Origin of the sequence: Sphingosinicella microcystinivorans, from assembly GCF_003634215.1 — a bacterium.
Lineage (GTDB): Bacteria > Pseudomonadota > Alphaproteobacteria > Sphingomonadales > Sphingomonadaceae > Sphingosinicella > Sphingosinicella microcystinivorans.
In genome coordinates, this window is sequence record NZ_RBWX01000008.1 from 141100 (window position 1) to 161599 (window position 20500).

Annotated in this window: 14 protein-coding genes; 4 read left to right on the forward strand and 10 right to left on the reverse strand. The window is 61.1% G+C overall.

All coding sequences use genetic code 11. The features are described 5' to 3' along the window. Positions 1-378 precede the first annotated feature (378 nt). Both DFR51_RS09630 and DFR51_RS09635 read left to right on the forward strand, forming a co-directional pair. Positions 379-2733 carry a TonB-dependent receptor gene (locus tag DFR51_RS09630; protein ID WP_121050368.1) on the forward strand — a complete coding sequence of 785 codons (2355 nt, stop codon included), beginning with the start codon at positions 379-381 and terminating at the stop codon, positions 2731-2733. A gap of 12 nt (positions 2734-2745) precedes the next feature. Continuing rightward, positions 2746-3687, forward strand: a complete 942-nt coding sequence (locus DFR51_RS09635; RefSeq protein WP_121050371.1) for an alpha/beta hydrolase — start codon at positions 2746-2748, stop codon at positions 3685-3687. Here the strand turns inward: DFR51_RS09635 and DFR51_RS19155 are convergent. The 8 genes from DFR51_RS19155 to DFR51_RS09675 form a co-directional block, all read right to left on the reverse strand. Beyond that, positions 3662-4747 (reverse strand): helix-turn-helix transcriptional regulator, encoded by a 1086-nt coding sequence (locus DFR51_RS19155; protein ID WP_197723668.1) that lies wholly within the window; start codon positions 4745-4747, stop codon positions 3662-3664. The two genes, DFR51_RS09635 and DFR51_RS19155, sit on opposite strands and share 26 nt — an antisense overlap. A 177-nt stretch (positions 4748-4924) precedes the next feature. Next, on the reverse strand, positions 4925-5236 hold the full coding sequence (locus DFR51_RS09645) for a DUF1330 domain-containing protein (protein ID WP_121051517.1): 312 nt from the start codon (positions 5234-5236) through the stop codon (positions 4925-4927). Positions 5237-5253: 17 nt separating this feature from the next. Continuing rightward, positions 5254-6525, reverse strand: coding sequence for an MFS transporter (locus DFR51_RS09650; protein WP_126494453.1), 1272 nt, complete (start codon positions 6523-6525; stop codon positions 5254-5256). A 66-nt stretch (positions 6526-6591) separates the two neighbouring features. Further along, positions 6592-7773, reverse strand: coding sequence for a lipid-transfer protein (locus DFR51_RS09655; RefSeq protein ID WP_197723721.1), 1182 nt, complete (start codon positions 7771-7773; stop codon positions 6592-6594). Between the two features lie 31 nt (positions 7774-7804). After that, positions 7805-9376 (reverse strand): AMP-binding protein, encoded by a 1572-nt coding sequence (locus DFR51_RS09660; protein WP_121050380.1) that lies wholly within the window; start codon positions 9374-9376, stop codon positions 7805-7807. 50 nt (positions 9377-9426) lie between these two features. Next, positions 9427-10602, reverse strand: a complete 1176-nt coding sequence (locus DFR51_RS09665; protein WP_160119035.1) for a serine hydrolase domain-containing protein — start codon at positions 10600-10602, stop codon at positions 9427-9429. Between the two features lie 23 nt (positions 10603-10625). Next, positions 10626-11891 (reverse strand): aspartate aminotransferase family protein, encoded by a 1266-nt coding sequence (locus DFR51_RS09670; RefSeq protein ID WP_121050388.1) that lies wholly within the window; start codon positions 11889-11891, stop codon positions 10626-10628. Positions 11892-12042: 151 nt separating this feature from the next. Further along, entirely contained in the window at positions 12043-14256 is a 2214-nt protein-coding gene (locus tag DFR51_RS09675) for a TonB-dependent receptor (RefSeq protein ID WP_121050391.1), read from the reverse strand. A 323-nt stretch (positions 14257-14579) separates the two neighbouring features. On the opposite strand from DFR51_RS09675, the gene DFR51_RS09680 reads away from it, so the two are divergent. Both DFR51_RS09680 and DFR51_RS09685 read left to right on the forward strand, forming a co-directional pair. Continuing rightward, complete coding sequence (locus DFR51_RS09680; protein WP_121050394.1) at positions 14580-15356, forward strand: TetR/AcrR family transcriptional regulator; 777 nt, start codon at positions 14580-14582, stop codon at positions 15354-15356. Positions 15357-15440: 84 nt separating this feature from the next. Next, the gene (locus tag DFR51_RS09685; protein ID WP_197723669.1) at positions 15441-17324 is read left to right on the forward strand and encodes an amidase; all 1884 of its coding nucleotides are present in this window, start codon (positions 15441-15443) and stop codon (positions 17322-17324) included. 13 nt (positions 17325-17337) lie between these two features. Here the strand turns inward: DFR51_RS09685 and DFR51_RS09690 are convergent, their stop codons facing one another. Beyond that, positions 17338-18918 (reverse strand): serine hydrolase domain-containing protein, encoded by a 1581-nt coding sequence (locus DFR51_RS09690; RefSeq protein ID WP_121050397.1) that lies wholly within the window; start codon positions 18916-18918, stop codon positions 17338-17340. After that, a complete protein-coding gene (locus DFR51_RS09695; RefSeq protein ID WP_121050400.1) occupies positions 18915-20441 on the reverse strand; it encodes an amidohydrolase family protein in 1527 nt (508 codons plus the stop codon). The genes DFR51_RS09690 and DFR51_RS09695 overlap by 4 nt, the downstream gene beginning before the upstream one ends. Positions 20442-20500: the final 59 nt, after the last annotated feature.

The following is a 20500-nucleotide window of genomic DNA, read 5'->3' on the forward strand; positions in this document are numbered from 1 at the left end:
TCTCTCTGACACCCGGAAAACAGCGCATTTCCGGGCTGCTGAATTTACGACTGGCTTGGGCGAAGAGACAGGATTGGGCTATCGGATCACCAGCTTCACGATTGCCTTGCGCCGTTTGACCGCTGCCTAGCGTCCATTCGCATAGGTTGCGGCTTCCCGCCACCATAGCAGCATTCACTCCATTTCCCCTCCCCGATCCGGACGCGGGCAGCGTGGTCGCGCGCGTGCTTTCAGCCATATCGCCCGGCCGGAAAATTGAGTGTCTCTCGTCATTGTTCCTCGGATGGCCCGGCTTCATGAAGCTGAGTGTGTCCGAAGCCGACAATCGCCAGCAGAGCATAGGCCCGGCAAGGACGTTTTGGGGGAGGATATTGTTCGATGACTGCACGCTCTTTCGCTGCTCGCCGCATATTTTCGCTTTGCCTTGGAGCCTCCATTCTCGGCGGGCTGACAGCGCCATCGATTGCCTTGGCACAAACCGGGCCGGAAGCCGATGAATCAGCCGGTCTCGCCGAAATCGTCGTGGTGGCGCGCAAGCGCGAGGAGCGGCTGCAGGACACGCCGATCGCCATAACCGCACTCGGCGGTGAAGATTTGACGGCGCGCGGCGCGAACGCGCTTGCCGACGTGGCGGGCTTCGTCCCCAATGTTTCCATGTACACGGCCGCCGGGGGCAGCGGTGGCGGGGCAAACCTTTCCGTGTTCATCCGCGGCGTCGGGCAGAGCGAATTCCTGTTCACCGTGGACCCCGGCGTCGGCGTCTACGTGGACGGCATCTACTATCCCCGCTCCGTGGGCAGCACATTCGACCTTCTCGATGTCGAGCGTGTCGAGGTGCTTCGCGGACCCCAGGGCACATTGTTCGGCAAGAATACGATCGGCGGCGCTGTCAACGTCACCTCGGCCAAGCCCACCGGTGAGACGCGCGGTTTCATCGAGGTGACGACAGGCCGCTTCAACCGCATCGACCTGCGCGGATCATTTGAAACCGCGCTCGTCCCCGATCAGGTGGCGATGAAGCTCTCCGCCTCGTCGCAGAACCGCGACGGTTACGGCAAGCGTGTGGACTATTTCACCGGCGAGACAGTTTCGCACCCCGGCGATATCGGGCAGACGGCCGCAAGGCTCGACCTGCGGTTCACGCCTTCGAGCGACGTTACGGTCGATATCGCAGCGGACTATTCGCGCTGGCGGCAGCAAGCCGTGCCCGAAAAGCTGCTTTCGTTCGATCAGGACCTCTCCGTCGTCGCGACCTTGTGGAACATCTTCGTGGCATCGCCGATACCGATGTCGACGGATTTGATCTCGCCAGATCCATTCACCACGTATGGAACGGGGCCCAACCGCAACGATCTCGACATGTGGGGCCTTTCGGGAACGCTCAATTGGGATATGAGCGATACGATCGCTCTCAAATCGGTTACCGCTTACCGCCGCATGAAAGCGCATTTCGGCCGCGACGGCGACGGCGGACCCATGGACTACGTCGCCACCGACAATCGGCAACGGCAGCACCAGTTCAGCCAGGAACTCCAGCTTGTCGGCACATCGGCGGACGAGCGTTTGAAATGGGTCGTTGGCGGCTTCTATTTCAACGAATACGGGCGCGATACCAACAACGTCATCCTCGCATCCGGATTTTTCAATGTATTCGAATCGCTTCCGGGACCGATTGACGGATCTCCTCCGGAAGCGCCAACAGCGCCCGGCGGCGCGGGCAATCCTGTGAACGTCGCGCTCGATCTCGATTTCGATATTTTCAACAAGATTCGCATCAAAAGCTACGCCGCTTTCGGGCAGGCGACCTACACACTTGCCGATAACCTGAATCTCACGGTCGGCGCGCGTTATACGCATGAAAGCAAGGACTATACGCTGCGACACGTCCGCGTTGCTTCGGGCGTGCCGATCATCCCGCTGACGACAGTTGGAAAGAGCTGGGATTCTTTCACGCCGATGGCATCGATCGACTATCGCTTCTCGCCGCAGTTCATGGCGTACGCATCGGTATCGCGCGGGTTCAAGAGCGGCGGCTTCAACGGCCGCCCGACAGTGGACAATACCCCGCCGGTGCCGTTCAATCCCGAAGAGGTGACCGCCTACGAAGTCGGCTTCAAATCCGATCTTCTGGGACGCATGCTGCGCTTCAACGCCGCTGCGTATTGGAACGATTACACCGACATCCAGCTTTCACGTGTCAAGGCCAACGAGGCCGGCGTTCTCGTGCTCGACCTTGGGAATGCCGGCGACGCGGAGGTGAAGGGGTTCGAGCTGGAATTGCAGGCGCAGCCGGTCCCCGCCCTTCAGCTTTCCGCGGGGCTTGGCTATACGGATTTCAAGTACACCAGCCTCGCAGCGGGGGTGAGCGATATCACACTCGATACGCATCAGCCGTTCGTCCCGAAATGGACGGGCAATGCCAGCATCGTTTACACGGTGCCGGTGAGCACCAGCAGCAGCATCGCGTTCCGTGGCGACCTGACATACAAGAGCCGCACCTATCTCGATCCCACCAATGTGGAAACGCTCGTGCAGGACGGCTTCGCGCTGATCAATACGCGGATCACCTATTCAAACGACGATCTTGGACTGGAGATCGCGGCCTTCGTCACCAACTTGACCAACAAGACATATCTGGGCGGCGGCATTTCGGCAGAATCCAGTTTCGGCCATACTGAAGGCTATTACGGGCGGCCGCGCGAATGGGGACTTTCGGCGAAGAAGCGCTTCTAGGGGGAGCGCACGATGACCGGACTCGATTCCGATGTGGCGGCGCTTCTGGATTCGATGCAAGCATCAGGGGCGCCGCCGCTGTGGAGCCTTTCGATTGCCGACGCACGTCAGCAACTTGCAGCAGCCACCGCCCAGCTCTCTCCCGAGGCACCGCTCGTCGCAAGCGAGGACCTGACGATTGCCGGAGGCGGCGCGGAGGTAGCGATCCGAATTTACCGTCCCGACCGGAACGTCAAGGGGCCGATGGTGCTGCTGATCCACGGTGGCGGCTGGGCCATGGGCAGCATCGAGACGCATGATGCAATCGCGCGGACAATCGCATCGGGCGCGGATGCCACGGTCGTTTCGGTCGAATATCGGCTCGCACCCGAGCACCCGTTTCCGGCGGGTTTCAACGACTGCATTGCCGCGCTGGCGTGGTGTGAGGCGCAGTGCCTTTCCGGCCAATCCCTTGTCGTGATGGGCGACAGTGCCGGCGCCAATCTCGCTGCGGCGCTCACGCTTCACGTGCGCGACAATCATGGACCGCGCATCGATGCACAGATCCTGATCTATCCTTGCGTGGATTTCACCACGTCCGCCCCTTATGTCTCCCGCAAGCAGTATGGCGGCGGCGAGTATTTTCTCGGCCAGCAGGATCTCGACTGGCTTCGCGGCATGTATCTCACGGACGCCGCGGAAACGCGCAACCCGTTTGTCTCACCGATGCTCGCGGAGAGCCTTGGAGGTCTGCCGCAGGCCCTGATCGTGACGGCAGGTCATGATCTGCTGTGCGGCGAGGCTCAGGCCTATCACCGCAGACTTTCGGAAGCCGGCGTACCCTCACGCAACCTCCATTTCGGGGGCGCGATCCATGGTTTCCTGTCGTTTGCCGGCGCCCTCGCTTCCGGCCGCGATGCGCTGGCACGAACGATCGACTGGCTCTGCGCTATTCCAGCTCGTTCAGCTGACTGAGCAGCTGGGTTCGGCGGTTCACGCCCGCCTTGGCGTAAATCGAACGCAGATGGTTCTCCACCGTGCGGGGGCTGATGAACAGCCGCTCCGCGATCTCGGTGTTGGAAAGCCCCGCGGCAAGCGCCCGCGTGATATCCACTTCGCGCGGGCTGAGCTGGTATTCGCGGCAGCGGATCGCGAACATGGCCTCGTCGTTCCGCCGATTGGTGTGCACGATAAAGAATGGGCGACCGTCGGGGCTGCGGCGGGTGCGGACGGACGCGACAATGCCATCCGCTTTGGAGATATCAACGGAAACGGCATCGGCATAATTGCCGATCCGCAGCGTTCTCAGGCAAGCGCGGGAGAGTGCGTCCAGCCGTATCCGCCCGCCGACATCCTGCATCGCCATGTGGGCGAGCCCGGTCCGGTTTCCGTATGTCACGGTCATGTGCTCGTCGAGGAACACAAGGCCGTGCCCCGGAAAGGCCGAGTCATATTCGGCGATGGCGCGCTCGCGAATGACGAAGCCATCCTGCAGACATAGAAGCCGCGCCGAGCAACCAAGAGCAGAGGCCAGCTTCTGCAGGCGGCGCTTTTCAATATCCGTGAACGGGCGGTCTCCTCTGGGCCGATGAAAACCGAAGATCAGCGTATCACCCTCGCCGCTCTGCGGCTTCTGCGCCATGACCATGACATGGTGAATGCAGTTCGGCCGGAAAAAATCGTTATAGAAGGTGCTGTTGGTAAGCTGCGCGTAATCCGATATTTCCGAAGTGCAGAACACATGCGGCGTACTGCGCAAACTCCGGCTGGCGGCTTTCATCGCAGGGTCTTCGCGAAAATGATGCGCGAGATAGCCTTCATGCGCACGTTCGGGCACATTGTGGGCTGCCGTTCGCCCGAAGCGAATTTCCCCGGCAGGGCTGACCCAGAATTGCATGAAGCAGCTCGTCAAGGCGTCCAGAAAAGCGGCTGCGGGCGCAAGAACATCGCGCTCAAGCGTGGAAAAGTCCTTGCAGGACAGAATGCCTTCCTGAATGGACAGCAGCGCGTCCGTTTCTCTGGCCAAGCTTGCCATCGGATACCTCCCCTTATCCGTCGCCTTTCTGAGCAGCGACTGGATACAGCATCTCCACCTCGCCGCTGCCTCCGCAGTCCAGCCGATGCTTTATAAGCGCTTCGGGGCCAATCGATCAATTCATTGGGCGCCGGCGATGGAGGCGGAGAGGCTTGCGCCAGGGTTTCCGCCGTATAGTCAGGGTTGCGGCAAGGTTTCGTGCACCATGGTGAGGAAATTCGCATCCGTGGATGCGCGGCGATGTTCGGAGAGCTTCTGGTATTCCGGATCATTGTACCAACGCCGCGCCGCCGTCTCGCTGGGGAAGCGGAACATCACCAGGCGTGCGCCGGGATGCGTTCCTTCCAGCGTAACCGCCGCATCATCGAAAGTAATGAAGCTGCCGCCGTGCTTCTTGAGCAGCGGGAAGAAGCCCTTCGCATACAGTGCGTAAGTCTCCGTATCGTGGATCGTGAAAGCTGCAATCAGGGTTACGGGCGTGTCGTTCATCGTTCTGCCTTCAGTCTTCATTTTCTGACAAGCGCAAGGCTGGCCCAGACGAACACGCTCGGCGCTGCCGCAAGCAGCACCGAGAGCCCCCGCAGCGCCTCCTGGGACTGTACGGGCAATCCCGACTGGAAGCCAACCACCGCGAGCCCAAGGCCGGCGACACCTGGCCCCAGCGCCAGTCCGAGTTTTTCGCTCGCTGTCCAGACCCCGGTAAAAAGGCCGGCACGATTGCCGCCCCGCGCCTCTCCCGCGGCGTGTGTCAGATGCGCTGCAAGCGCAAACGGACCGACCTGCAGGCCCGCGAATGGAAAGCCGATCAGCGCATAGAGCAGCAGGCTCGGCAGAACCGGAACCGGCGGCACGGCAAGGAAGCCAAGCGTTGCGGCGCCGAAGAGAAGCGCCGCAGCGGAGATGCCCCTGCGCGCGCCAAAACGGCGGACGACCAGCGCCCACAACGGGGTCGAGATAATCGTCACGCTGAGCATGACACCAAGCGCGGTGCCGACACCGTCCTCCGTCCGCCCGGCCACTTGCACGATCCAGTAGGGCGTGAGTGCCGATACGATCCCGACACCCGTGAGCTGAAGAACATAGGCCATGGCCAGCTTGCGGAAAGGCCGCTCGGCGCGGAGGATCGGGATCACCTGACGCAAAGTTGAGGCCTGTGCGGTTCTGGTGCCTGTTGCCGAGGGGGTCGCGAAGAACGCCGCGAACATCCCGGCGCAGCAGATCAGGGAGACCACCACGGCCATGAAGAGATACCCCTCGCGGCCACTGCCGCCGGCTCGTACCAGTATCGGCGCAAGACCGGCGCCGATGAGCGTCCCGATCATCGCACAGCCAATGCGCCATGCCGCGACACGCTCCCGCTCGGCCGCGTCCTCGCTGATCTCGGCGGGAACAGCTGTAAACGGCACCGCGAACAGCGAATAGGCGTTCGTCAGAAGGAAATAGATGAGCGCCACCCAGGGAAATGCCGCGTTCCCCAGCGGATAAGGCCATGCGAACAAGGCCAGGAAGGTGAGCGGCACGCCGACGCTTCCGGCAAGCAGGAAGGGACGGCGGCGGCCGATCGCCGTCTGCGCGCGGTCCGACCAGAGACCGACTGCCGGATCCCAGACCAGCGCCCACAGCTTCGGCAGCAACACGACGGTTGCCCCCAGAGCGGGCGCCATCTTGAGATTTTCCGTGCAGAAATAGAGGAGGAGCACTGTCGGCACGGTCGCAAAGACCCCGGTGCCGAAAGCTCCGAGCGCATACCCCATGAGACGTGGATACGATAATCGCACCGCGTGCCCTCCCCCTCGGTCTCATCCCGCCGATGATCGGCAGGATGCACGCCCATTCATGCCCGGTCAGGCTTTCCCATAAAGCGTGACGACACATGCTCCGCCAATGCCGAGATTGTGCTGCAGCGCAAGCCGGGCGCTTTCCACCTGCCGGGCGCCGGCATTGCCGCGAAGCTGCCAGACCAGTTCGGCGCATTGGGCAAGGCCCGTCGCTCCGATCGGATGCCCTTTCGAAAGGAGACCACCGGACGGGTTGGTGACATATTTGCCGCCGTACGTGTTGTCCCCGTCCGCGATGAACTTTTCCGCAGTCCCCGGAGCGGTGAGGCCAAGCGCTTCATATGCCACCAGTTCATTCGCCGTGAAACAGTCGTGGAGTTCGACGACATCGATATCGGCAACATCGACGCCGGATGCTTCATAGACGTTTCGCGCTGCCTTCGCTGCCATCTCATAGCCGACAAGGCTCATACCGCTCTTCGCGTCGAAAACGCCCGGCAAATCGGTGGTCATCGACTGTGCGAGGATTTCCACCCCGGCAAGCCCGTGCTTGCGGGCAAAGCGTTCAGAACAGACAACGGCCGCGGCAGCGCCCGTCGTGGGCGGACAGCACTGGTAGCGCGTGAGCGGCGCATAGACCATCGGCGACTCCATCACCTGTTCGAGGCTGAGCTCGTCCCGAAACACGGCATTGGGATTGCGGTGCGCGTGGCGTCGTGCCTTCACGGCGATCTGCCCGAAGGCCTCCGGCTTCGTTCCGTACTTCGCCATGTGGTCGTGGGCAGCAGACCCGAAGAGCGCCGCCGTCGGGACACCCGACACCTCATGGCCCTGGAGTGCCGTGACGGTTTCCAGAAACTTCTCCATGGCCGAGGGACGGTCGTTGAACACTGCGCCCAGGGCACCTGGCACCATCTGTTCGAAACCCAGCGCAAGCACGCAATCGGCCACACCTGTCTCGACCGCCTGCCTTGCAAGATAGAGCGCCGTGGACCCGGTGGCGCAGGCATTGTTCACATTGATGATGGGAATGCCGCTCAGCGCCAGCTCATAGAGCGCGCGCTGGCCAGAGCAGGTATCGCCGTACATGTAGCCGACATAGGCCTGCTGAACGTCAGCGTAGTCGAGGCCCGCATCCTTCAGCGCAGCCTGCGCCGCGCGCGCACCGATATCGAAATAAATCTCACCTGCACTCGGCTTGCTGAACGGTGTAATCGCCACACCGACGATTTGTGCATTTCCACTCATACTCATTGCCTTTTCTTCAAAAGTTCGAAAATCACAGCCCTTCGAGGCGTTCGCGCAGTTCCTTTTTCGCGACCTTGTTCATCAGCGAGCGCGGCAGCGCGTCGGTCAGGATCACCTCGCGGGGGACCTTGAAATCCGCGAGCAAGCTCTCGCAGCGTGCGCGAACCTTCTCCTCGAGCCCTGAAACGACGGAACCGGAAGGGATGACGAACACCACCGGAACCTCGCCAAGGAAATCATGCGCCTTACCGACCACCGCGGCTTCGGCCACCTCGTCCATGGCAACGACCACGCGCTCGATTTCGGAAGCGGCGACATTCTCGCCGCCGACCTTCAGCATATCCTTTGCACGATCACCGAAAATGAGCTGACCATCGCTTCTCACGTTCACGATGTCGCCGGTGTCCATCCAGCCGTTTGCATCGAAACAGCCGTCGGTCGCCTCGGGATCGTTCAGATATTCGAGAAACAAGGAGATACCCGGCACACCGCGAATGAAGAGGCGGCCCGCTGCACCGTCCTCCGTCGGCTCGACGGAATTGCCATCCTCGCCGCGAACGTCGATTTCATATTCGGGTGCCGGAACGCCCATGGCGCCGGGCATACCCCGCAAATGCAGGTAGGACTGAATGGGATGGCTGACGGTTTCGGTCATCCCCCACCATCCGGCGATTTTCAGCCGGAATTTCTCTTCGAACGCCGGCACATCGGCAAGACCGATCGCCCAGAAGCGGAAACAATGTTCGGGCGTTTCCACATCTTGAAGCGCAGTTGCAACGAAGGGGAACAGAGATGCCCAGGTACACCCGTTCCGTGTGCTGATATCCCAGAAGCGGCGTCGCGAAAACTTCGGCGTCAACACAACCGATCCACCCGCCCAGAGCGTGCCGAGTACCGAATAGCCGAGCGCGTTGGTGTGGAAGAGCGGCAGGATGATGAGGCCGACATCGGTTTCGCGGAGTTCACAGTGCCGGGCGTTGATCTGCGCAGCCCACAGCGCGTTGGCGTGCGTCCACACAACACCCTTGGGACGCGAAGTCGTCCCCGATGTATATTGCACGCTGACCGGGGTCAGCGGATCATGGTAAGGTAGCAGAACTCCCACTTCCGGCGCATACAGATCTTCGAAGGGAAACGCGCCGTGCTGGGCCGCATCCAGTCCGACACACGCGATCCATCCCAGCTCGGGGCCGCACCCCTCGACGAGCGGCAAGAGCGACTGCTGCGTCACTGCGAAGCGCACGCGCGCGTGGTCAATGAAATACGAAAGCTCATCGGCTGATGAACGCGTGTTTGTGGTGACGGCAACAGCGCCGATCTTTGCGCAGGCGAACCACGCGAACAGAAATTCCGGACAATTGTCGAGGTGTATGAGGACGGGATCAGCCTCGCGTACACCCCGCATTATCAGGCTTCGCGTAACCGCGTCGACGCGCTCGGCAAATTCCCGATAGGTCCAGCGAACGGCGTCGTCTTCCGGCGGTTGCCAGATCAGGAACGTGCGATCGCCGCGCTCCTGCGCCTGCATATCGAGCAGCCAGCAAATGTCCTTGCCGAGATAAGGATGAAATTTCGGCGGTTTTCGGGCCGTGCGCGCTACCATGAAGGGCACCGCCGCGAATGCCTGTCCCAGTGTTCACAATGGGCAAGCATTCACTTCTTCTCGTTCTTTGGCGCGCAACCCTTGGCCTTGAGCGCAGGCATAAAGACATCCCGGAAGACAACGCCGGTCTTGCCGCCGATCTCTTCCGAATTGATCTGGATCGACGCGGAAACATGACAGTTCGGGAAATAGCCGACATATGACTTGTAACCCATGAACCAACCGCCGTGCGCGTACAGTGGACCGAATTCCGTATCGAACACATAAACGCCGAAGCCGTACCTGCCGCGCTTGCCGGCTTCGACCGGATTGGAAACCATCGCACGGGCATATTCGCTGCCGAGGCGCGTACGCCCCTCGAAAACATCCCAGGCCCATTCGGCAAGATCGCCTGCGTTGGTGACAAGCCCGCCGCCGGTCCATTCCGAACGTGTGTTGATCCGGAAGACACCATCGGAAAGCGTCGTGCCCACGTCACCAAGAAGCGGATTCGTGCCGGCCAGATAGCCCTGTGCCAGCCCATTGAAGATGCGTCCATCGGACGGGCCGGTAAATTCCAGCCCGAGCGGATAAAGAAACCGCTCCTGAAGAAGCGTGTAATAGCTTTTCCCGCCCGCCTTTTCGATCACCAGGCCCAGCAGAAGATATCCAAGATCTGTGTAGTGAAACCCTTTGCCCGGTTCGAAAAAAGGCTTCGACCCATAGCCGAACGCGATCATTTCAGGCGGCGTGAATGCGAAATCGGGTTCCTTTATGCGCGCCTTGGCAGCATCCCAGAAGCCATCGATATACACATGGTCGACAAGCCCGGACGAGTGATTGAGCAGCATCCTGACAGTGATTTTCCGGTAATTCGGCAGCGCCGAATATTCAGACGTCTCGCCAAGCCATTTCGAAATGGGCGCATCGAGTTCGAGAACGCCGTCCTTGACGAGGCTGACGGCCACTGCCGCGGCGAACATCTTCCCGATGCTTCCCGACATCATCCGCGTCTCAGGCGTCATCGCGCGGTCGATCTCTTTGTCTGCGAATCCGGTCGAGAACGAGACACGCTGCCCATCATCCGTGACAATCGCGGCGGTCGCGCCGGGAAGTGCATGCTCAGTGATCGCTTTGTCGAGACGCGCCTGCACCTCTCCGATCGTAGCCTCATCAAGCGCACTGGGCTCGGCAGCCGCGGCTGTCGAAATCAGCAGGGATACGGCGAGAATTCTTGCGATGAGCACGTGTCTCTCCTGTCTGTTCCGGTTCAACCAAACTGGCGCTTCAGCGCCCCGAAGCAACGCGCCGCGGCCTCGCCGAGGCTGTCGATATCTGCTTCGGTCATCGCCGTGGACAGAATGAAGGCCGAAAATGGCGTCGAAATGATGCCTTCATCAAGAAGCGCACTGTGCAGGTATCGCTGCATCGCGGTCTGACGATCACTCCGGGGCAGCTCACGGAATCGGTCGGAGTCCTGCCCGCCGAAAAAGATGCTGAGGAGTGACCCATCCGCACGAACGAAGCCATGTAGCTTGGCCTCGGCGAGCGCTTCCGTCAGCACCGTCTTCGTGCGGCACCCAAGCGCGTCCAGGCGCGCATAGGCAGCGGGAGGAAGCAACTCGAGCGTCTTTAGGCCCGCCGTCATGGTGATCGGATTGGCATTGTAGGTGCCGCCATGATGGATCTTCACATGCGGCATCCGCACATCGAAGACAGACATCACTTTGGCGCTGCCCGCGACCGCGCCGACAGGGAAACCGCCGCCGATGATCTTGCCGAGCGCCGTAAGATCCGGGCGGATGCCGGACTGGCCCTGCGCACCGTTGTAACCGAGGCGGAAGCTCAGCACCTCGTCAAAGATAAGGACGATGCCGTAGGCGTCGCACAGCTCCCGCAGCCGCGCCAGATATTCCGGACGGCCACGGATCAGCCCTGCGCGCGAGACGACGGGATCGATGACGATGCAGGCAAGGCGATCCCTGTTTGCCTCGATCAGCGCCTCGGTCGCCTCCAGATCGTTATAGGGAATGACGATCACGTCTTCGTTCACATAGCCGGGAATGCCTTCCGTCGCGCTCACTGCGCTTGGGGCCTCGGCGCGTCCCCACGTCTCGGGAGAGGAATTGACGCTCACTTCGGCGAAATCATAGGCGCCATGATAGGCCCCCTCCGCCTTGGCGACGGCGCTGCGTCCCGAATAGGCCCTCGCGGCACGGATCGCCATCATCACGGCTTCCGTTCCGGAATTCGTGAAGACGACTCGATCGACCGAGGCAAGCCGTTGGCAAAGCTCCTGCGCCAGCGCGATCTCGCTCTCCGTCGGCATCGCAACGGCCGTCAGTCGATCGAGCTGCGCCTTTACTGCCGCGTTCACGACCGGATGGTTGTGACCATGAATGAGCGAAGACATGTTGTTGACGAAGTCGATGCGTTCCACGCCGTCGACATCCGTGACCCTGCATCCCTGTGCCGAAGCCGCATATAGCGGATAGGGTGCGTAGAAGATCGTTGCCCGGCTCGACCCACCCGGCATGACTTCGATCGCTTCGCGATACAGTTGTTCGGACCTCGGCGATCGAGGCGGCGCCGCTACTTTAGACACTGGATTACAATCCCTGGACAATGACCACGTGTAGAGAAAGCGCGGCGCTCCCACCTTTCTTGAGGCAAGAGCGCCGACGGCTTTACCAGCTGTACTCAAGCTGCACGCCGAAGCGCCGCGGCGCGCTCAGGATGTACATGCCGTTCGTGCGCTGGGAGAGCTTCACACGGTCGTCGAATACGTTGTCGACATACCCCGTGATCCGCCACGCATCCGCTTCGATACCAAGCCGGAAATTGACGAGATCCGCATGTTCAAGCCGAAGCGCGTTGTCTGGCCGCTCGTACCCGCCCGATTTCGACGAATACGAAGCCTGCGTGAAGAGCCCGAGTGCATCGGACACGGGCGTACGATAGGTCGCGACCGTGCTGTACGACCATTTCGCGGTCTGCGGTACGAAATTCCCGTCCACGTTCACACCGCTGATCAGCTGCGAACCATCGAACTTGGCATTCAGATAACCGAGCGCGCCATAGAGCTCGAGGCCCTTGATCGGCTTCGCGAGGAAATCGAATTCCACGCCCTTGGTGATCGTCTTGCCGCCGTTCGCGACAATCGAGACGCCGAGGAACTGGAAGATCGGAGCCGGGTCGGCAACCAGAATCGCAGCGTCCTTGCGCTTCGTCACGAAGGCCGAAAGATTCACCTGCAGCAGATCATCCAGCCACAGCCCCTTGTAGCCGAGCTCGTAGGTCAGCGACTTTTCCGGATCGAACGGAATATCCTCCGCCCGGCTCGCCTCGTTGTTGAAGCCGCCCGCCTTGAAGCCCGTGGCGATGCGGGCATAAATGTTGTTCTTGTCGTCCGGACGATAGGAAAGCGTTCCCTGCGGCGAGAAGTTGTTCCAGCTCTTCTTCACGTTGCGATCCATGAACCAGGGCGCGCCCTGAAGCTGGAAGCCCGGGAAGAAGATGGGTGCCCCAACGCCGATATCCGCGCCGGTTCCAAAGAACGGTATCGCGCTCGGTGTCTCCACGAAGAAATCGTAGGTCTTGCGCTCGTTCGTGTAGCGTGCGGAGCCGGTGAGATCGATCTTGTCCGACACATGCCATGTCGCTTCGACAAAGCCCGCCCACGACCGCGTATCGGTGGTCGCCGAGGTGATCGGAGACAGTGTGCCGAGATTGATGAAGTTCGGCGGCAGCGCCGGAGGGTTGTCGGGCACCACACCGATGGGGAGGTTGAGGATACGATAGAAATCGTTGGACTCATTTATGTAATTGAGGCCGACCACATAGTCGAAATCTTCGCCGCGGTCGGATACGTACCGCGCTTCAACGAACCAGTTGTCCTGCTCGCTCTGGCGAACAGCACCGCCGGTTCCCACGAAGGGCGCAAACCCGGTGCGTGAATCGACGTCCATCGACCGGAAGCTGACAATATTGGTGAATGTCCCCTCCCCAACACGCCAGTTAAGCGTCTGATAGAGATGAAGGACATCACGCTTGACGCCGTGCTCGCTTGAATAGACGAGCGCGCCTTCATTTTCGCCGGGAGGCGTCGTTCGGGAGCTGAGGATGATCGCCGCAGGCTGATCCGCATCGAGCCATTCGGCCGTCCACGTCACGTCGACATCATCGTTTATCAGCAGCTTGGCCTGACCGCGCAGCCCCGCTGAATGCACGGCATCGAGCTGGTCGCCAGTCACCGACGAGACGGCCTTGCCACCGTCCTGATCGATAAGGAATCCGTTGATCCGGACGAAGAACTTGTCCGCGATGATCGGCACGTTGATCGTGCCGCGATATTCCTGCCGATCGAAGTTCGCCGCGGTAACCGCGAAGCGCCCTTCGATCTTGTTCACCGGTTGATTGGTGATGACGTTGATCGCCCCGCCGATCGCGTTTCGGCCATAAAGACCGCCCTGCGGCCCCTTCAGGATTTCGAGACGTGCGAGATCGGTGAATTCGTCGAGGCCGACGACGGACGACCCGATATAGACGCCATCCTTATAGAGGCCGTATCCCGGCTCTTCCACGTCGGTAAGACGCACGACGCCGCGAATGGCGATGCTGCCCGAGAAGGAATCGTTCTGGAAATCGTCGAAATCGACGTTCGCCGCATACTGCAGGGCATCCTCAAGACTGTTGACGCGCAAATCTTCGAGAAACTTTTCGGAAAATGCCGCGATGGACATCGGCACCTCGAGCAGCGTTTCCTCGCGCTTGCGGGCGGTGACAATCAGCACGTCGTCCTGATTGGCCGCTGCTTCCGCAGCATACGCCGATACGACAGGCATACCTAGCATACTCGTTGCCAGCAGCGTCCCGCACACACCCATTTTCAGCTTCTGCATACGTTTAACCCCCCTTTCGCTGCGATCTCTGTGGATCGCGTACCATCATCTATCGAATCAAGTTTATACTTGATTTCAAGTTTATACTTGATTTTTTGAATCAATCAAAGACATGAATTTTTCATGATTTTTCAATATATTATATGGAAAATACCACCGCACACGCTAAGAGCGACGTCATAAAACAAGCCATACTAGAGCCGAAAGGACGGCCCCCGGCCGCTACGCGCTTATTTTGATTTTGGCGGCACGTTGCGTATTGAGGCAGGCGCCGGAACGGGCCACGCCCGGCGATCACGAGCTTTAAGGCAGAACAGGCGATTATGGGAAAAACGGGCACCACGACGGCAACACCGCCCCTCGCCCAGCGCAAGAAGCGCAAAAACGCACGCAAGACGCACCCCGAACCTCCCAGCACGGAGCGCGGCAAGATCGCGCGCGAGAAGTTCAAGAAGGCGACCGCAAAACTCCTTGAAAGCAAGAGCTACCGCGATCTGACGCTCGCGGACATCGTCCGTGCCGCGAAGTTCAACATTGCGACCTTCTATTACTATTTCAAAGACAAGCAGAGCATCGTCCGCGAGGTCATCCAGGATCTCTTCCCCCACGATTCGCTTGTTGCCGAATATCGCAGTAAGAGCGTTGCGATCGACGAGCTCTTCGGGATCATCTTCGAAACCACAAAGGGCCAGACAATGGCCTATTCGCAGCACCCGGGGCTTATGCGCAGCATCGCACAACTCGCGGACGACGAGCCGGGCCTTGCCGAGATTCTCTACAAGCGCGACCAGATGTGGACGGAACTGATCGCCGAGGACATTCTCCTGCGTTTTTCCGCGAACAAGATGCAACCTGAATTCGCCCGCGCCCTTGCGGAGCTCCTGAACGGATGCGTGAAGTCGTTTCTGACGGATATTTATGTGATCAGGAAACCGTCGCTGGCTCAAACTTTCAAGTCGGAAGACGAGGTCGCCCGGTTTCTGGCAATCTTCTGGTGGCGCGCCCTGTTTCTCGGCAATCCGCAGCCATCGGATCTGGAACCATTCGATGAATTCAGCCGCCTGATGAAATCCGCGATCGTCGATCCACCTGGCCAATAAGCATGGGCGTCGGGGCGTGACAAGCGGGCGGGGCGCGGTATCGTCAAGCGCCTTTCGGGCGTCACCAAAAGGGGGACCTGCAACTTGACGATCGCCAATCTGAAGGCGCTTACCTGCGCCGGTCTTTTGCTGCTGGGGACGACGCTGCCTGCCGAGGCAGTAACGGATCGCTTCGTTTTCGAAAAGTCGATCCCGGAATTGCAGGAGGCCATGACCACGGGCAAGGTCACGTCCCGGCAACTCGTAGAGGCCTACCTTGCACGCATTGCGGCCTATGATCAGCAAGGCCCCCGGCTGAATGCGGTGATCACGCTCAACCCTGACGCACTGGAAGACGCTTCCCGCCTGGATCGCGAACGCACCGAAAAAGGTCCCCGCGGTCCCCTTCACGGCATACCCGTACTGATCAAGGACAATTTCGCCGTCGCCGGCCTTCCTACATCGGATGGCACGCTGGCGCTCGCCACCTACAAAGCCACCGCCGACGCCTTTCAGGTGCGCCGCCTGCGCGATGCGGGCGCGATCATTCTCGGCAAAACGACGATGCACGAACTTGCCATGAGCGTGATCACCGTCTCTTCGCTGAGCGGCGAAACCCGCAACCCCTATGATCCCCGCCGCACCCCCGGGGGATCGAGCGGTGGCACGGGTGCAAGCATCGGCGCGAGTTTTGCGGCAGCGGGCATGGGAAGCGATACCTGCGGGTCGATCCGCATCCCGGCGGCCTATCAGAGCCTGTTCGGGATACGTGGAACGGCCGGGCTTTCGAGCCGATCAGGCGTCGTCCCCCTTTCATCGACACAGGATGAAGCCGGGCCGCTCGCGCGAACGGTCACCGATCTCGCGATCATGCTCGATGCCACCGTCGGCGCCGATCCGGATGATCCCATCACGAAGGCGATGGCTGAAAGGCCCGCTCCCGCCTATCGGGAGGGGCTAAAGCCGGGAGGATTGAAGGGCGCACGCATCGGGGTTCTACAGACCCTGTTAGCACCCGAGAAGATGGACGCGGCCATGCGCGACAAGACGCTCGCAGCGCTTGAAGCCATGAAGGCGGAAGGCGCCGAGATCATCGATGTCACGATTCCGGATTTCGAGCCCACGATGAGGGCGGCGAGCGTGATTGCGTATGAATTCGCGCGCGACTTTGCCGCCTATCTTGCGCGGCACCCGGGCGCACCGATCACCTCGGCCTCGGACATCGCTGGCAAGGGCCTCGTTCACGAAGCCGTGGATGCAAGGGTAAAACAGCGCAGCGCAGCCGCGACACAAGACGAAAAGGCCTACGCCGAGGCTCTGGCCAAACGGGCCGTTGCGCGACGCGTGATTCTGGATGCGATGGCGGCGGCGGGTGTCGATGCGCTTGCCTATCCCACATCCCTGCAGCCGCCGCCGCTTCGGGGCGCCGAGATGTTCGGCGTGGGCACCTGCACGATAAGCGCAGTCACCGGTCTCCCGGCTCTCTCGGTTCCGCTCGGGCTCAGCATCAATGCGCTTCCCGTTGGGCTCGACTTGCTGGGCAAGCCGTTTGAGGAGGCGAAACTGCTGAACCTCGCCTATGGCTGGGAACAGGCTGCCCACCCGCGCACGCCGCCGTTCAGCACGCCTCCGCTTGCGAATGGAAAGGCACCGGCACCATCGCGTTTCAAGGTGCAAACTCCGGCAGAGGGACCGCGCGCCGATGTTGCCTTCATCTACGACCCGCTAAACGCCACGCTGCGCTATACCGCCCGTCTAGATCGTCTCGGAAGCGACGAGCCTGTCGCGCTTACGCTGCAACGCACCGAAGACGGGAAGCCCGGCGCCATCATCGCCAACCTGCTGCGGCCCGGCCAGCGAAAGGCGAGCGGTGATCTGCAACTCGACACTCGCGCCCGTGCCGACATCGCCGCCGGCCGCCTGTACCTCAGGCTCTATACGCGCGCGCACCCGCTTGGCTGGGCAGAAGCGCCGCTACAACAGCAATAGCAGCCACTCCCGTTCATGGTGCGCGCGTGAATTCCACGGCCCACGCACGGCTATCACCATAAGTCAGGCCGCTCACCTTTCCAGACGCATCGCGCAGGAAGCGGATGGTCGCATACTTGCTGGTGAAGAGGTCTGTGGACACCGGCTTCAACGGCTGCGCTGCAAGGCCGGGCCGTCCCGTTGTCGCAATCGCCAGCCCGCCTTCTGTCGTACGGCGAACCACCATGCAGAATGGATTGTCGTCGCCGCAGTATTCGCCAACAAAGGGTGCGGGATCGACGGTCTCGATCGGCTCCGCACGCCGGTAGCGCAGCTTTTCACCATTGGCCTCAACCACGAGATCGTTGTCCCGCCCGAACACGAAATCCGTGCCGGACAGGCTCCAACGGCCAGGTCCGACGGGATCGAGTGCAGTATCATCAACCCACAAAGTTCTGTCCGCACGCGCGGCAATCGTGATCGGTGCGCCAGTGACCTCACTTACGTACAGGCCTTCAGGTAGCTTGCCCGAGGGTTTATGGACGGGAACGGGAGTCAAGTCAGAGAGATAATGTTCGGCAACGCTCTGGCCGATCGCGACTGAATCGACATCGCCGGCGTTGCACAAAAGGGCAATTGAGAGGTGCTGGGCCGGATAGCGCGCGAGCCATGCCCGGTAGCCACCTGTCGCTCCCGAATGGGCGACCTCCCTGACCCCGCGATGCTTCGTGACACGCAGCCCCGATGCATAGACGATCCGCGTGCCGTCCGTAAGAACGCCCGTGCGCTCCATCGCCGTGCGGAAGCCCGCTCCCAGCCGATCCGTATCCAGCGCGGCATTCCAGGCGAGCAGATCCTTCACCGTTGTCAGCAGGCCGCCATTGCCGTGCGCATCCTCTATCGGCTGATCGATTACATAGGAATCGCCTTCGCGCGCATAGGCCGTGGCCCGACCCGGAACCAGAGTCCGATAGCGTTCGCGCCACTGCGTGCTCGTCATCCCCAGAGGATCGAAGATACGCGCCTTGGTGAACGCGGCAAAACTCTGGCCGCTCACGCGGGTCACGATGATCGCGGCCAGATTGAAGTTGGTGTTGGAATAGCTGTAATGGGTGCCGGGCGCATAATTCAGCCCTTTTTGACGCATAGCCGTGGCCAGCACATCATCGTTGTTGGCGCTGCGACTGTTGCGCGGCCAGCCTTCGATGGCGCCGATCGATCCCCAGTCCCTGAGGCCGCTCGTGTGCTGGATCAGGTGCTCTATCGTAATCGGCGTGCCATAATCGGGCATCTCCGGCAGGTATTTGCGGATATCATCCGAAAGCGCCAGCTTGCCGTCCCGCGCCAACAGAACGATCGCCGCTGCCGTGAACTGTTTGGAGACCGACCCGGCCTCGTAAATGCTGCCGGGCTGCGCGCGAACGCGATCCTCGATATTCGCCATACCGTAGGCGCGCTCCAGAACGGTCTTGCCGTCCTTCTCTGCGCTGACCGCGCATCCCGGAACAGTCTCCCCGGAGTAGCGTGCGAAGATCGCATCGATACTGTCGCTCGGCCGCGCCAGCGCTGGAACGGCTGTCATCGAAACCGAAAGCACGGCGGCTATTGTCTTCATTGGGCTGTTCCTCCGCGAATTGCCTGGCCGGGACGGGCCGACGCGATCAGCTTGCCGTCCCGGATAACGAATGTTCCGCCCACCAGAACCTGGCGCATTCCCTTTGCAGGTTCAGCAGGCTTTTCATAGGTCGCGGCCGCGCCCACCGTCGCGGGGTCAAAGACAACGATATCCGCATCCATGCCGACACCGATACGCCCCTTGCGTTTCATGCCGGGCGCAACGGGCTCCAGAAGCTGCGCTGGGAGAAGCGTCGAACGGCGGATTGCATCGGCAAGGCTGAGCAGATGCCGGTCACGAACATATTCGCCAAGAACCTTCGTGAACGTCGCGGCAGAACGGGGATGACCCGCAACACCCGCCGGCAGCGGCCAGACCGCTTCGGTCAGAATCCGATCCTTCACGGAATAGCGGACCGCGTCACTTGCGATGATCCCGTCTTCGGGAACAAGCGCCTGCTCGATCAGCTTTCGCTCCGCATCGATTGCCTCGTTCAGATAATGGACGATGATCCGTTCCTGTGGATTTGCTTTGCGCAGTTCCGCAAGACGCGCGTTCGTTGCGGGGCGCTCGCCGGTGGCGATGACCTCTATGTTTTGCGGCCCAATATCGAGCAGAGGCAGATTTTCAGGTGCAAGAAATGGGGCGCCGATGGACGTCGAGCCCGCGCCCCAGGGGTAGGCCTCGCTTGTCACGGGAATGCCATAGGCGCGCGCCTTGGCAATCATGCCGGTGAGACGCGGAATGTCGCGCAGGCCCGAGCTGTTGATATGGCAAAGATGCATGTGCGCGCCGGTCGTGGCGGCCGTGGCGATCACTTCCCCGAACGCTTCGAGCGCACTGTCCGGGTCGCGCCCGTTCTTGGTGCGAACATGGGTGAATACCGGCACGCCGCGCTTTGCCGCAAGGGACGCAACCTCCCAGTATTCGGTTCTATTGGTTTGGGTGGAATAGCCAACCGGCGTCCCGACGCCGAGGCCACCGGCATCGAGACCTTCGGATACCCGATGCAGAATCGTTCCGATTTCCGCATCCGTCGCAAGATCCTTCGCACGGGCGCCCATCAGCTCCTGCCGGATTCCCGACCATGCAACCGAATACCCGTAATTGATCGGTCGCCCCTCGTGTGCAGCAGTACGATAAGCGTTCGCGACCGGCCACGCGCCGGTTTCGAGTTCCAGCGCGGTCGTGACACCATCGAAGGCTTGAAGCCACCCGTTCGGAATGGTCATGCCGTGCGAGTGGACGTCGATGAAGCCAGGCGCCACGACCAGCCCGTCAGCGTTGATCGTGATACGGCCTGCAAGCTTTTCCGCTGACACGGCCACAACACGCCCATCGGCAATCGCCACGTTCCGAACCGCATCGAGGCCACTTTCGGGATCGATGACCCGCCCGCCGCGGATAACGACATCGTATGCAGGGTTTGCAACGAGCGACGACGCGGGCAACGCGCCGACCAGGACCACCGAAAGGATCGCGCCCAAGACGCGCAGCCGCTGTTTGTTTCCGCCCATGTTCATCGCTGTCCCATTTCCCCTGCCCCGGACATTCGCCAGAACATTCTAGAGCCCGGACAGAT